Origin of the sequence: Halalkalibacter alkalisediminis (assembly GCF_028610705.1) — a bacterium.
In the GTDB taxonomy this organism is placed as follows: Bacteria; Bacillota; Bacilli; order Bacillales; family Bacillaceae_D; genus Halalkalibacter; species Halalkalibacter alkalisediminis.
Window position 1 is genome coordinate 23,688 of the sequence record NZ_JAQQWT010000018.1, and the last position, 13,638, is coordinate 37,325.

A 13,638-nucleotide genomic window follows, 5' to 3' on the forward strand; every position below is an offset into this window, starting at 1 on the left:
AGTGGAGAAACCTAGTTTATGGAATATTTTCTGGACCTATATCCTTATTGGATTACAGGGTTGGGGTGGTCCTACTGCACAAATACAAGTCATACATGAACACGCGGTAGAAAAGAAGAAATGGATTGATAATGACCGATTTCGAGATGCCTTTGCTGTATGTGGGATGTTACCAGGACCAGAGGCAGCTGAACTTTGTATGTATGTTGGATATAGACAACGGGGTTATTTAGGTGGTTTTTTAGCAGGACTGGGATTTATGTTGCCTAACTTTGTCTTAATCACCATTTTGGCTTGGGCTTACTTTCAATATGCAGCTACCTCGGATATTGCACAAAGCTTATTATACGGTGTTAAGCCAGCAATGGTTGCGATTGTTTTATTTAGTCTTTTTCGAATAGCAAATAAGTTTGGGGTATTACAAGATGGAAAGAAAATATTTATTACTCTTTTCATGTTAACTTTAACTTTTGTTACTCAAATTGACTTAATCCTTTTACTATTGGTAATGGGATTAGTATATATGATATTGGTTCGCTCATTTAACACTAAAGCATTCAGCTTCAACGGTCTTCCATTTTTAGCAGTCGCCTCAGCAGGGACCGCTGCGATACCAACTAGCCTTTCCCTATTATTCTTAAAAATTGGTGCACTTAGCTTTGGCGGAGCGTATACGGTTCTAGCGTTGTTACAATTTGAAGCGGTTGATAATTATGGCTGGCTAACAACTGAACAATATATTGATGGTTTAGCTATTAATGAATTAACACCTGGTCCATTAATTATGGTTGCGGCATTCGTTGGATTTGCAGCATATGGTTTTTGGGGAGCTACACTAGCAACCTTTTTTGTCTTTTTACCTGCCTTTTTAGTGGTGTTGTTAGGTGCTCCTTATTTCGATAAAATTAGAGAAAATGACAAGCTAAAATTATACTTAGCAGGAGTTAGTGCAGCTGTTGTTGGTCTTATCGCTAGTTTTCTAATACGGTTATCTTTAGAAGTCTTTATTGATTGGGGAAGTATTGTTATTGCTATCATAATGCTTAGTCTATTGTTTAAATTCAAATGGCAAATCTGGCAAGTATTCCTTTTAGCATTAGCTTTAGGGACTTTACTTATCTTCTTATAACTATAAAAAATCTGTTCCGTAGGGAGCAGATTTTTTTATACGTTCTTCAAGTAAACTGTCCCGTTCGTTTAAGTGCAATCCTTCACAAATTAGCAATTAAAACCTCTCTAACACTAAAAAAAGACTGTACTACAGCCCTTTTCATTAGTTATTTTATTAAATTTGTTAGATCACTGAATGGAACAGGTATTAAAACTATATCACCTTGTTAATACATCATTCCAAACCTCATCATCAATGTCATTACCCCAAAATTTAGGCTGCTTTCACTAGCCTTTGTTAAATCCTCAGATAACCTTTTTTCTTTATGGGCTTTTAACTATTCTGCAAAATCTAGTATTTTATCTACTTCTTGTTCAGGTATTTCATTAATGATTTTAAGCAAACGCTCTTTGGCTGTATTCATGTTGTCGTTCACCTCTTCCATGAATAGTTTAATCAATTATATCCTCTAAGATTACTTGAAACTATATGTCCAAAAGTCAATTTAATAAAACAGAAAAGCCCCCCGTTAGAGCTGAAGAAGCAAAGTTAGAAAAATTCATATAACCCCTCATCAAAATATCGAAATTTTTCCTTCGATACTATATAACGTTTATACCCCTCATAAAGAGCCTTTTTATATTCATCCTCATTTAAAACACTCCACTTGACTATAGTGTAGCTCCATACTCTAGGATATCAATATGGATCTGAAATTCTAGGAGTTGATAAACAATGGGAGTATCAAAAGCAATAGGAAAAGAGTATACACTGACATCGTTGTTTGTATACGCTGCTCCAACTATTGGAATGATGATATTTATTTCCTTATATACAATGGTTGATGGCTTTTTCGTAGCACGTTATGTCAATGAAACAGCGTTGTCCGCAATTAATATTTTCTTGCCGGTTTTTACTTTGATCATGGCAATGGCTTTAATGCTCGGTACAGGTGGAAGTGCCATCATTGCTAAGAAAATGGGTGAGAATCACTTTCAGGAAGCAAGAGGTAATTTTACATTTATTGTGATAAGCGGGGCTGTAATTGGTATAATGATTACAATTTTAGGATTGTTATGTATTCGTCCATTGTTAGAACTTCTCGGAGCGGGTGCGAGTGATCAGCTTTTTGAATATACGTACATCTATGGAAGGATATTATTAGCGATCAGTCCATTAATTGTTATCCAAATGATGTTTGAAAATTTCTTTGTGACAGCCGGAAAACCAAATTTAAGTTTCGTGATCACTCTTATAGGTGGGGTTACAAACATTATGTTGGATTACCTTTTTATTGCTGTCATGAATATGGGGATTAAAGGCGCTGCTATCGCAACTGCAATAGGAATAACCATTCCTGCCCTAATTGGAATCGTGTATTTTACGATAGACAAAGAAAACGAGCTTCACTTTGTTAGGCCAAAGGTGGATGGAAGGGTCTTCTTAAAGAGCTGCATAAATGGTTCATCTGAAATGGTATCAAATATTTCTGCTTCGGTTGTAACCTTTGCTTTTAATCTTCTAATGCTTAATTATTTAGGTGTAGATGGGGTAGCCGCTGTCACGGTTATGCTTTATGTTATGTTATTTTTAACTTCCTTTTTTATGGGATACTCAGCGGGAATTGCACCGATCATTAGCTATAACTACGGGAGTCGAAATGTTCATCAGATAAAAAGAATTTTTAAGAATAGCTTACTTATTATTGGCATTAGCTCCATTGTTGTGTTTGGACTTTCCCTTTTGCTAGGGCCACTTCTTATTAAGGTGATGGTAGCTAAAGAAACTGATGTATATAAAATTGCTACAGACGGATTTCGAATCTTTTGTTTTAGTTTTTTATTTATGGGGTTAAATATTTTTACATCTATGCTGTTTACCGCTCTTTCAAATGGGAAAGTCTCGGCAACGATCTCATTACTAAGAACATTGGTATTCGTCCTAACTGGATTATTGATACTACCGTTTTTAATGGGAGTGAATGGAATTTGGCTAGCCATTCCATTAGCAGAATTCCTTTCTATTATTGTTTGTGCTATTTTCTTATTTCTTAATAGAAAGATTTATCATTACTATTAAAATGACAATTTAAGAGGAGAAATGAACCTTTTATGAACATAAACCCACAAATTCACTTAACGACAGGACAATTTGCGAAATTAATAAATGTCAGTAAAGATACTCTGTTTTATTACGATAAAGTTGGTATTTTTTCTCCAGAGATCATTGCTTCTAACGGATATAGGTACTATTCAATTTATCAATCAGATGTTTTTTCGGTCATTTCTGTACTGAAAGAATTAGATATGCCATTAAAGGACATCAAAAAATTCCTTGATCATAGATCACCTGAAAAGCTAATTCTTTTGCTGGAAAAAGAAGAAAAAGCTCTTACGACGAAAATCAATCATCTTGAAAAAATGAGAAATTTAATGGCTGAGAAAATAAATGTTACAAAAGAAGCAGTTGAGTTGAATACTTCAGAAATTGTTATTGTAAATAAAGAGGAACAATTCTTAGTAATTACTGATTCCAAACCGTTAACGCAGGATAAAAATATCTACGACTCTATTTATTATCACTACAATTACTTAGAAGAATATAATATAGTTCCCTCCGCCTCCGAAGGGTGGATGATAAGTGTAGAAAACATTCTAAAGGGAGAAAATAGAAGGTATGACTATCTTTATACAAGAGTAACTCAATCGAAATATGCGAATTATCAAGTTGAGAAAGGGGCATATTTGGTTACCTACCATACGGAAGGTTATTCTAAGATTGAACAAACCTATAATAGATTGGTAACGTATGCGAAAGATCATGATCTAGTTTTGAAAGGATTCTTTTATGAGGATATACTGCTAGATGAGTTATCTGTTAAAGGGTTTGAAAAGTATTTAATAAAACTTTCTGTGCCATTTCAGAAATAAACGATTCTGAAATAGTAAATATAATTCCTAGGGAGTGAAAATTATGGAAATAAACAAAACTACATTTTCTATTTTATGCCTTGCTGTATTACTAGTTGGGTGTAATTCCGGAGAAAATACACAACCAACAGAAGTAATCGAAGAGGAGAGAGGACAAATCGAAGCAGAACTTGAAACCTTTAGCTTTAGTGAATCAATGGAGAAAGCAGATTTAGTTGCTGAGGTAAAGATTATATCAAAGTTAAGTGAAATCGAAGAACCTTTGCCTAAAACTATTTATAGTGCAACCATTGTTGATTTACTTAAAGGTGAAAGCGAAATATTAGAAATAAACATCATGCAGCAAGGTAATAGTAATTGGCAGTTTAATGATAATGCATTGTTCTCTACAGATGAAAATTACATTTTAGTTTTGAAAAAAGCTACTGATGATTATGTCCCATATGAAAATACATATTGGATATTAGGTGAGGAGACAGGTATGTACCAAGTTTTAGATAAGAATATAACAGTAAAAATGGCATTAAAAGATAATCAATTAAATTCTATAGAACTCAATGACGTTACAGAAAAAATAAAAAATAAAGAAATTCAATCAAAAGTAAGTTCGACAAATGAGTTCCAAGCTTTAGACAAAAAAGCTTTAAAAGAAAAAATTAATAAAGAAGTAAAATAACTGGAGGAGTCTAAGTTGAAAATAATAAAAACATTACTATTAATATGTATTTTATTACTAACTTACCACAGTTAACATTCGCTCGCACGGGGTCTTCGTGTAATTCAGGTAGTGAAATGTATGGTTATTTAGTAAACTGCAACACTATTCCACAATGGCACGCATTTGCGGAATACAAAATTCAGTTATTTTTGAAGAAGTGCAATGTTTCTCTAAATGTATTTTGAGCTAATTCTTTATTGTATTTAGAAGAGTATGGATCACTAAATCCGTGTTCACCCCTACATATATGTACATCTATATTTGGTTTATCTAAAGTTGAAACTAATTCCTCAACATTAAATGATTTTTCCACTTTTGGGAAAAGTAGAAACACCGGACATTTGGGATATATATTTACATAATCCCTAATACGTGAGCCATAGTATCCAACAATACCATCAACGCATTCTTCCTCACTACACAACCAAGCAACCGTTGCCCCTACACTAAATCCAATGATAAATATGTTTGAATACTTATCTTGAATATCTAACAATATATTTTTTACTTTATGTAATCCGTTTGCGAAACCGACATTATCCATAAAATTATGGTAAGCCTTTTCCTCTTGAGAATAATCAAAAGCTATTTCTTGTTCTAATAAATTTGGACAAATGACATCAAAATTTTGTTCTGATAGTAATTCACATAAATCCACCATATGTTGATTAATTCCATATATTTCGTGAACGACAATAATTAATTTATCGGATTTTTTGTTTATTTTAAGCACCCTATTCACCCCTTAAATGATTTTCACATTGTTAGTTTATATCATTTCAAACCTGTCCCGTTAATGAGAGTTCGATATATTTCCTTCTCTTATTCAAGAAAATGGCCCTTTTTATGAAGAAAGACGCTTTCCTTATTTCAGAAAAGCGTCCTTTAATGGAATAAAGAATAATTAATCGTTCCCTTCTAATAGCTTTATAGAATGAAGCTCTTGATCCATTTGTAAATACGCCTTTATTTCAAAAAAGATAATGAAAAATGAGCTGTCGGAACAGCCCATCGGTTCTTCAATTATGGCTCCCGATTGCTGAATATTGACATAATGACTAGTTCCCTTTAATACTTAAAGACTAATTTTCCAAACTTCCCCTTTTAATAGCAATCTCTTTGTTATATCTTTCCCCCCAGTCTCTCATAAGCATAATAATTGGTTCTATTGTATGGCCAAACTCAGTTAACGAATATTCTACCTTTGGTGGTACTTCTCTATAAACTTCCCTGTGCACTATTCCATCTTTTTCTAATTCACGAAGTTGAAGGGTCAACATTCTCTGAGTGATGTCAGGCATTAGCCTACGGAATTCATTAAAACGCTTTGTTCCTGACGTTAAATGAAATAAAATAATGCCTTTCCATTTTCCACCGATTACTTCTAACGTTGCTTCAACTGGACACCCGAATGGGTCAGGACAAACTGAGTATTGGTTATGCTGATTGTTCATATGTATACCTCCATTAATCAATAGTATAAAAAATGATACTATACAACAAAAATGTGCGTACTTACAATAAATTATCATTTAAACTATTATAACCATTATAAAAGCATTAAATATAACAGACTCACTTTTTAATGCGATTTAGAAACTTTGAATAACTTTACGAAAGGATGATTGAACCATGGTAATTATGAAGGCTGTAGGTTTGCATCGTTATCTACCAATTGATAATCCAGAAAGTTTGTTGGATCTACAAATCGAAAAACCGAGTGCTTCGGGTCGGGATCTACTCGTTAGCGTAAAAGCTGTTGGAGTGAACCCAGTTGATTATAAGGTCCGCTCACCTAAAGAAAAAGTGGAGGAAGCCCCTAAAGTTTTAGGGTGGGATGTGGCAGGGATTGTAGAAGAAATTGGTCCAGATTGCAAGTTGTTTAAACCAGGCGATGAGGTCTATTATGCTGGTGACTACACTCGACAAGGGGGGAATAGTGAATTCCATCTTGTTGACGAAAGGATTGTAGGTAAAAAACCAAAATCCTTAAGCTTTGGAGAAGCTGCTGCTCTACCATTAACAACGATTACTGCTTACGAGGCACTATTTGATCGTATGAATATTAGTCTTAACCCAAACGAAAATAAGAATAAAACGATTCTTATTATTGGCGCAGCAGGCGGGGTCGGATCTATAGCCATCCAATTAGCTAAATGGGCTGGGCTAACAGTGATTGGTACTGCCTCCAGACCTGAGTCTATTGCTTGGTCAAAAAAGCTGGGAGCTGTTCATACCATAAATCACTTTGAAGAGTTCGTTCCGCAATTAAAGCAGTTGGGATATGAAGCAGTGCAGTATATTCTTTGTCTTAACACAACAGATAAACATTGGGTAAACATGACAGATGCTATTGCCCCTCAGGGGAAAATTTGTTCGATAGTCGAAACAGATGGACCCCTCAATCTATCACTGCTAATGTACAAAAGTGCAACGTTTGTTTGGGAGGTAATGTTTACAAGATCCATGTTCCAAACGGAAGATATGATTGAACAGCACAAACTCTTAAATAAAGTAGCCGGTTTAGTTGATAGTAATATAATAAAAACTACCTTAACGGAACGTCTCTCACCTATTAATGCAGAGCATTTACGAAAAGCTCATAGATTGCTAGAGACTGGCAAATCTATAGGAAAAACGGTCGTAGAAAATTTTTAATGTAATCAAGCTTAAACATTAGAAACATTAAATGGCTGTACGAATATATAGGTGTAACTTTGAAATGAAATTTGAGCAAAAATACCTCGCAAACCCTTATTTCATGATAAATAAGAAGAATCCTTTTTGAAAAAATTTGATCAAAATGGATTCTTCTTCAGCCGTTTAAGTTTGGTTTTTATAAAAAAGGTTGATCATTTTCTACCTATCATTTACTCAACAATTATGTATCTCTGAAAAATTTAGGAACGTACCTTAAAGAATCACCGCCATTAATTTGATTCATAATTACATTTTAAGAACTGAATTAATAAATTCTGTTTTAGCTTTAGTGTATAACTCACGATCATTACTATATTTTTCTACTAAATTTTTTTTAAGGATAGCATATTCATTAACAAGAAGCTGATTAGATTGTAATCGGTCTCGAAACAGTAGCTGCTTATCCCACCGTTCATCCCCCTCAAGCAATAGGTGTAGATGTACTTCTCGTTTGTCGTTAGTTACTTTCACAAAGAACCTTTGCCACGGGCGTTGATCTAAATCAGGATGCACATAATGCCAATTGTAATCAACTAACAATGAAGCAATGTCTTCTACCGTTTCGAATGAATCAATTTTGGCCATTAAATCGATGATTGGTTTCGATGGTAAATTCGGAATAGATGTACTTCCATAATGTTGAATTTCAGTTATACCTGAAGGAGAAAGAATATCTAGAAGTAAAGCCTTTTCATGCTCACCTTTTTTGATCCATCTTGGATTCGGTTCAACAATGTCTATTGTCTCGGTAGCCCAAACTGGCCATATGTTTTTATCATGAATATTTTCCATCTTACTCACCCTCAGACTGTTTATATTTAATCATTTGCTAAAATTGTTTTACGTTATGTGACCAAGGTAGTAAAACAACATAAGCATTCTACTTTTTCTTTATTCTCCATTCATACCTTTTCTCCTTCCCCACAAAATGCCCAATATCAAAAGAGGCAGCATACCATTTCTGTTTAAGTACATCTCTTCACAAACTACAATATAATTGAAAAATAAAATAATCTGCTTATAGGCAAACAAGATAGTAACCTTCTAACACTTATTATCTCTGAATCGATAATGCCATTTCTTTTAACGTTTCTTTTTCAAGCACTTCTTTTGTCATTCCTATTTTTGCTAGATGCAAAAATATTCTACATATTGACCTAAACCGATACCACCGAACTCACGACCGGTACCACTTTCCTTAAATCCACAAACTGGGGCATCAAATGAACTTGAAGCGCCATTTACATCTACCGTCCCTGTACGGATACTGCGTGCTACTTTCAAAGTCCTCCATAAGATCTCACGCAGCATCAATTTAAGACTAAATTACCCTCAATCTAAACCGTATTTCAAAAAGGTGGATTTAATTATAATTTAAGATGTAAACGAAGTATGGCGGGATTGTTACTGTTTTTCTACAGGATAACCTAAAATCTATAAGATGAACCGTACGGTTACGGGAATCTATGAACCTTTTAGGTCTGTTATCCCACCAAACAAAAAGAAAGGAGGTAAGAATGAAAGAATAGTTGTTTGTAAGAGAAAAAATATTAATCAATTAAACGGAGGCAAGAACAAATGAAAATGAAAACTCATAAAAAGGTAGGGAAATTAGTTTTGTGTGCTGCGATTTTAGCGAGCAGTTTGACAAGCATTAGCGTTGCTGCGAGCTCTAACTGGAGTATTGAGGATGATTACACGTCGGCTTGGTCGAGACAGCAAGCTGAGAAAGTGGCTCTAACGGAAGAGACGACAGCTCCAATCATCGATATGGACTTTGAAGACGTAGCTCCGGATGTGTGGGTTTGGGATACGTGGCCCCTTCAGAACAGAGACGGTTCACTTGCGAACGTGAAAGGCTACAGAATTGCATTCGCATTGGTTGCACCTCGTACTTATACTTGGCATGACCGTCATACTGAAGCAAGAATCGGTATGTTCTACTCTAAAAACGGCAAGGATTGGACTTACGCAGGAATTCCGTATGACTATGACAACGCGTTAGGACATATGCAATGGGCTGGTTCTGCTATGTTGGACGAGAAAGGGAAAGTGCATTTCTTCTATACGGCAACCACTGATATGAATGCCAATGGCGGTAAAGAATTTAATAAAGACGGATGGGTGCAAAGAGCTGAGCAACGTCTCGCTAAGACGACATTTGATATCAGTGCAGACAAAAATGGAGTACATCTGACGAATGAAGGTGATCACCAAATCCTTCTTGAAGCAGACGGCCATCATTATGAAACGATCGAACAGTTCCAAGAGCACGGAAATATCATCACTGGGTTCCGCGATCCGTTTTTCTTCCAAGATCCGAATACTGGAGAAGAATACATTATTTGGGAAGGTCAAGCAGGCACTAACAGAAATGATTTAAAACCGGAAAATATCGGTGATAAAGAATACCGCGATACTCATACCGTTCCGGATCATGCAAAATTTTACAACGGAAATATCGGGATTGCAAAAGTGCTTGACAACGATGTAACTAAACTGGAAATATTGCCACCACTTCTTGAGTCGGTTGGGGTCAACCATCAGTTGGAACGTCCTCATGTTGTGGTAAAAGACGACACTTACTACCTACTTACGATCAGTCACGAATTTACGTTTGCCCCAGGCTTAAGCGGTCCTGATGGATTGTATGGCTTTGTCGGTGAGGGAAGCTTGCGTACAGATTATAAGCCGGTTAACGGCACTGGTCTGGTTGTTGCCAATCCAGCGGAAAAACCGTTTCAAGCTTATTCTTGGTGGGCGGCTCCAGATGGTCAGGTCATCAGCTTCATTAATGAACCTTTAGACGAGAATGGTCAAGTTCAATTTGGTGGAACTTTTGCACCGACGCTGAAGGTATCTTTTGACGGAGACACAACAAAGATCGTGAAAGAAATGCAAGCTGGAGAAATCAAACCATTCGGTCCTTACGGTAGATCTTTACGCTAAAAGAGTGAGTACGAAGGGTATATGTAATGGGTAAACCATAATTCTTGAAACGAAGGAGCGATAACATGTCTATCCAAAAAAGTTTTCAAAAAAAAGGGAAAGCTCTAACGAGTCTCGCTTTGGCGACAACCCTTGCTGTTTCTGCATTAATTCCTGTTCAGGCCGAGGTCACGGAGACAACTGTCAACTGGACTCGTGAACAAGTATCAAAAATCGAACTAAATGAAGATAATACCTTACCTTATCTAGATATAAGTAAACTAGAGAAATTTACGGAAGATTATCATATTTGGGACTCATGGCCACTAACTGATCGCGATGGAAATATCGCTTCAATTAAAGGTTGGAAAGTGTTGTTTGCACTTTCTGCTCCTAACGATGTGCTACCAGGTAAAGTACATGACATTGCAACAATCCGCTATTTTTATTCGAAAAACGGGAAAGATTGGACACTTGGTGGAACGCTTTTCCCTGAGGGAGCTTCATTAGGTTCTCGTGAATGGGCTGGATCTGCCATGACGGATGACGGTAAAATTCATGCATTCTATACAGCAACTGGACATAGAGGTCAAGAGCCTTTGACGTTTGAACAGCGATTGGCGATGGCTACAGGTGATATCGTTGTTGACAGCAAAGGAGTCCGTTTTGAAAACTGGGGTGATCACAAGATCATTTTAGAGCCGGACGGTAAGTATTATCAAACAAGAGAGCAAGCTCTGCAAGGTGAAGGCGGCGGCTATGCTTTCCGTGATCCTATGTGGTTTAAAGACCCAAAAACCGATAAAGAATATATTCTGTTTGAAGGAAATTCAGGCGGTGCTGTAGGTGATCGCACATTTAAACAAGAATATGCAGGAAGTACTGAGTACACTAGTGAAAACCCAGTTCCTGCAGGTGCTGTACATGCGAATGGGAACATCGGTATTGCAGAGGTAGTTGATGGCGACCCTTCAAATCTTAAAATGCTCCCACCGCTTTTGGAAGCCAATTATGTAAATGAAGAATTAGAACGTCCGCATATCGTTGTAAAGGATAATAAATATTATTTATTCCTGGATACCCATATCAATAAATATGCTGAAGGGCTTCAAGGTCCTGAAGGTCTGTATGGTTTTGTTTCTGATACATTGATCGGTGGTTACGAGCCGTTGAATGAAAGTGGTTTAGTTTTAGCTAATCCTCCGGAAAATCCATACCAAGCGTATTCATGGCTAGTTCTTCCGAATTTAAATGTAGTAGCGTTTGCTCATTTTGGGGATATAGGTGATATGTCGATTGATGATATTGGACATCAATCGGAAGAATACCAATTTGAACATTTTGGAGGAACATTGCCTCCAACCGTTAAGCTATCCATCAAAGGCGATACAACCAAAATAGTAAAAGAGTTTAGCCCTGGTTGGATTAAGTAATAAGGAAATGATAATAGAAATGGTCGGCTAATCGTATAAGATATTAGCTGGCCATTCTGTTCATTTAAGGGAAGTTTGAGCCTATGATGGACTGAAGAATAGGGGGAACATAAATGGAACGCAAAAGAGATAAGAAGGGTAAGCTTTTTTTAGCAGCAATGATAAGTCTTTCTGCTGTATTCGCTCCTTTTGTAAGCGCAGGTGTATCTGCCAAAGAAAATATGGATCCTTCTAATTGGACTCGTGAAGATGTTAGTACTCTTTCAATGAATACTCAAAATACGGCACCTACTATTGACAAAGACGAACTTATTCAAATCACATCAGACTCTTATATTTGGGATACTTGGCCATTGCAAGAAAAGAATGGCCATCCAGCTGTCGTCAACGGCTTTAAAATTATTTTTGCTTTGTCAGTGCCGAATGATGTCCTTCCTGGGAAGCGACATGATACAGCTGAAATTCATTATTTCTTTTCAAAGGACGGGAAGAGCTGGAAATCCGGTGGCCCTGTTTTCAAAGATGGAGAAGCATTAGGCTCAAGACAATGGGCTGGATCTTCGATTGTTCACAAAGATGGGAAATTACAAATTTTCTACACCGCAACAGGTAAGAAAGGTGAAACTCACCTAAGCTATGATCAGCGAATCGCAACTGCAACGGCAACGATAAAAACAACGAACACAAGTGTGACATTTGAGGATTGGTCCACACATGAAATCATTCTTGAAGCAGATGGAGAATACTATCAAACAAATGAACAAACAGGTTCAGTAGAATCTTCCTATGCATTCCGTGACCCGTATTTTTTCCAGGATCCAAAGACTGGGGAAGAATATCTATTGTTTGAAGGAAACTCTGCTGGGAAGCTTGAAGACAGATCCTATAAACATGAATATATTGGCTCGGCAGCATTTCGTCAAAATCATGTGATCCCTGATGGATCAAAAGCGTTTAATGGCAGTGTTGGTATTGCCAAAGCAACGAATCAAGGTTTGAATCAATTTAATTTGCTGCCACCATTGCTAGAAGCGAACTATGTAAATGATGAACTGGAAAGACCCAGTGTCATGGTAAAAGGAAACAACTACTATCTTTTTGTAAAGACACACAGTGAAAAATTCGCCTCCGGCCTTAAGGCACCGGAAGGGTTATACGGGTTTACTTCAGATTCCCTTTTTGGAGGCTATCAACCCTTGAATGAAAGTGGGCTAGTCATCGCAAATCCAACCGATAACCCGTATCAAGCCTATTCTTGGATGGTGATGTCGAATGGCACTGTCATTAGTTTTGTGAATTATGTAGATGTGGATGGTAAAGATATTTATGAAATTGGCGAGCAATCACCAGAGTATCAAATGGAACATTTCGGTGGAATGCTGGCACCTTCATTAAAAATATCGATCACACGTAATGAAACAAAAATCCTTCATGAAAAGAAGCAAGGGGTTTTTAAATAAGGTGAGACTTTCCTCAGTGGGTTATTCTTCAACCGCCACTGATGGACAGCAATTTTGACTGCCAGTTAGGAATAAACGAGAAGAACAAGCAATGGCGTTCAGTTTTTTTACTGAGCGTCATTGTATATGGTTCCCTTTTAGAACGGTCATTAGCTTTGTACACTTTACTAACCTTGGAGACAAAACGATTGCAGACGTTGGTCTTCTAACTCCTTAATATCACTTGAACATTTTGGTGGGATGCCCGCAATTGCTTTGAATCATGACCGTATGCATATGGTGATATAGGACAAGGTGTCATCAAATAATGATCATGAGTCACCCTTTTATGGTTAAAGTGAGAGGCTGCTTTCATCTA

General features: G+C 36.6%; 13 protein-coding genes. 8 read left to right on the plus strand and 5 right to left on the minus strand.

The genetic code is table 11. From position 1 onward, the window contains the following. Position 1 precedes the first annotated feature (1 nt). Positions 2-1,129, plus strand: a complete 1,128-nt coding sequence (chrA, locus tag PQ474_RS18695; RefSeq protein WP_273846590.1) for a chromate efflux transporter — start codon at positions 2-4, stop codon at positions 1,127-1,129. A gap of 319 nt (positions 1,130-1,448) precedes the next feature. Here the strand turns inward: chrA and PQ474_RS18700 are convergent, their stop codons facing one another. Then, positions 1,449-1,571, minus strand: a complete 123-nt coding sequence (locus PQ474_RS18700; protein ID WP_273846592.1) for a hypothetical protein — start codon at positions 1,569-1,571, stop codon at positions 1,449-1,451. Positions 1,572-1,846: 275 nt separating this feature from the next. Here PQ474_RS18700 and PQ474_RS18705 point away from each other — a divergent pair, with 275 nt between their 5' ends. Genes PQ474_RS18705 through PQ474_RS18715 form a run of 3 tightly spaced genes read left to right on the plus strand, consistent with a single transcriptional unit; the run spans position 1,847 to position 4,717 of the window. Beyond that, positions 1,847-3,190: an MATE family efflux transporter gene (locus PQ474_RS18705; RefSeq protein ID WP_273846594.1), complete on the plus strand. Its 1,344-nt coding sequence runs from the start codon at positions 1,847-1,849 to the stop codon at positions 3,188-3,190. Positions 3,191-3,222: 32 nt separating this feature from the next. After that, entirely contained in the window at positions 3,223-4,041 is an 819-nt protein-coding gene (locus tag PQ474_RS18710; protein WP_273846596.1) for a MerR family transcriptional regulator, read from the plus strand. A 43-nt stretch (positions 4,042-4,084) separates the two neighbouring features. Then, positions 4,085-4,717: a hypothetical protein gene (locus PQ474_RS18715; protein WP_273846597.1), complete on the plus strand. Its 633-nt coding sequence runs from the start codon at positions 4,085-4,087 to the stop codon at positions 4,715-4,717. 181 nt (positions 4,718-4,898) lie between these two features. On the opposite strand, the gene PQ474_RS18720 is transcribed toward PQ474_RS18715, so the two are convergent. Continuing rightward, positions 4,899-5,492 (minus strand): dienelactone hydrolase family protein, encoded by a 594-nt coding sequence (locus PQ474_RS18720; protein ID WP_273846600.1) that lies wholly within the window; start codon positions 5,490-5,492, stop codon positions 4,899-4,901. Positions 5,493-5,841: 349 nt separating this feature from the next. Then, positions 5,842-6,213, minus strand: a complete 372-nt coding sequence (locus PQ474_RS18725) for a winged helix-turn-helix transcriptional regulator (RefSeq protein WP_273846602.1) — start codon at positions 6,211-6,213, stop codon at positions 5,842-5,844. A 178-nt stretch (positions 6,214-6,391) separates the two neighbouring features. On the opposite strand from PQ474_RS18725, the gene PQ474_RS18730 reads away from it, so the two are divergent. Beyond that, positions 6,392-7,417: a zinc-binding alcohol dehydrogenase family protein gene (locus PQ474_RS18730; RefSeq protein WP_273846605.1), complete on the plus strand. Its 1,026-nt coding sequence runs from the start codon at positions 6,392-6,394 to the stop codon at positions 7,415-7,417. Positions 7,418-7,705: 288 nt separating this feature from the next. Here the strand turns inward: PQ474_RS18730 and PQ474_RS18735 are convergent, their stop codons facing one another. Further along, a complete protein-coding gene (locus PQ474_RS18735) occupies positions 7,706-8,251 on the minus strand; it encodes a GrpB family protein (protein WP_273846606.1) in 546 nt (181 codons plus the stop codon). 336 nt (positions 8,252-8,587) lie between these two features. Further along, positions 8,588-8,743 (minus strand): aldehyde dehydrogenase family protein, encoded by a 156-nt coding sequence (locus PQ474_RS18740; protein WP_273846608.1) that lies wholly within the window; start codon positions 8,741-8,743, stop codon positions 8,588-8,590. 294 nt (positions 8,744-9,037) lie between these two features. Between PQ474_RS18740 and PQ474_RS18745 the strand changes: the two genes are divergently transcribed. The 3 genes from PQ474_RS18745 to PQ474_RS18755 all read left to right on the plus strand — a co-directional run bounded on the left by PQ474_RS18745 (position 9,038) and on the right by PQ474_RS18755 (position 13,280). Further along, positions 9,038-10,408, plus strand: a complete 1,371-nt coding sequence (locus tag PQ474_RS18745) for a glycoside hydrolase family 68 protein (RefSeq protein ID WP_273846610.1) — start codon at positions 9,038-9,040, stop codon at positions 10,406-10,408. A gap of 65 nt (positions 10,409-10,473) precedes the next feature. After that, entirely contained in the window at positions 10,474-11,820 is a 1,347-nt protein-coding gene (locus PQ474_RS18750; RefSeq protein WP_273846612.1) for a glycoside hydrolase family 68 protein, read from the plus strand. Between the two features lie 113 nt (positions 11,821-11,933). Next, positions 11,934-13,280 carry a glycoside hydrolase family 68 protein gene (locus PQ474_RS18755; protein WP_273846614.1) on the plus strand — a complete coding sequence of 449 codons (1,347 nt, stop codon included), beginning with the start codon at positions 11,934-11,936 and terminating at the stop codon, positions 13,278-13,280. Positions 13,281-13,638: the final 358 nt, after the last annotated feature.

Excerpts from the sequence above, each read along its gene's own strand:
- PQ474_RS18755 (WP_273846614.1), top strand. The coding sequence starts at position 11,934 with ATGGAACGCAAAAGAGATAAGAAGGGTAAGCTTTTTTTAGCAGCAATG.
- PQ474_RS18715 (WP_273846597.1), top strand. The coding sequence starts at position 4,085 with ATGGAAATAAACAAAACTACATTTTCTATTTTATGCCTTGCTGTATTA.
- PQ474_RS18745 (WP_273846610.1), top strand. The coding sequence starts at position 9,038 with ATGAAAATGAAAACTCATAAAAAGGTAGGGAAATTAGTTTTGTGTGCT.
- PQ474_RS18735 (WP_273846606.1), bottom strand. The coding sequence starts at position 8,251 with ATGGAAAATATTCATGATAAAAACATATGGCCAGTTTGGGCTACCGAG.
- PQ474_RS18730 (WP_273846605.1), top strand. The coding sequence starts at position 6,392 with ATGGTAATTATGAAGGCTGTAGGTTTGCATCGTTATCTACCAATTGAT.
- PQ474_RS18750 (WP_273846612.1), top strand. The coding sequence starts at position 10,474 with ATGTCTATCCAAAAAAGTTTTCAAAAAAAAGGGAAAGCTCTAACGAGT.
- PQ474_RS18710 (WP_273846596.1), top strand. The coding sequence starts at position 3,223 with ATGAACATAAACCCACAAATTCACTTAACGACAGGACAATTTGCGAAA.
- PQ474_RS18705 (WP_273846594.1), top strand. The coding sequence starts at position 1,847 with ATGGGAGTATCAAAAGCAATAGGAAAAGAGTATACACTGACATCGTTG.
- PQ474_RS18725 (WP_273846602.1), bottom strand. The coding sequence starts at position 6,213 with ATGAACAATCAGCATAACCAATACTCAGTTTGTCCTGACCCATTCGGG.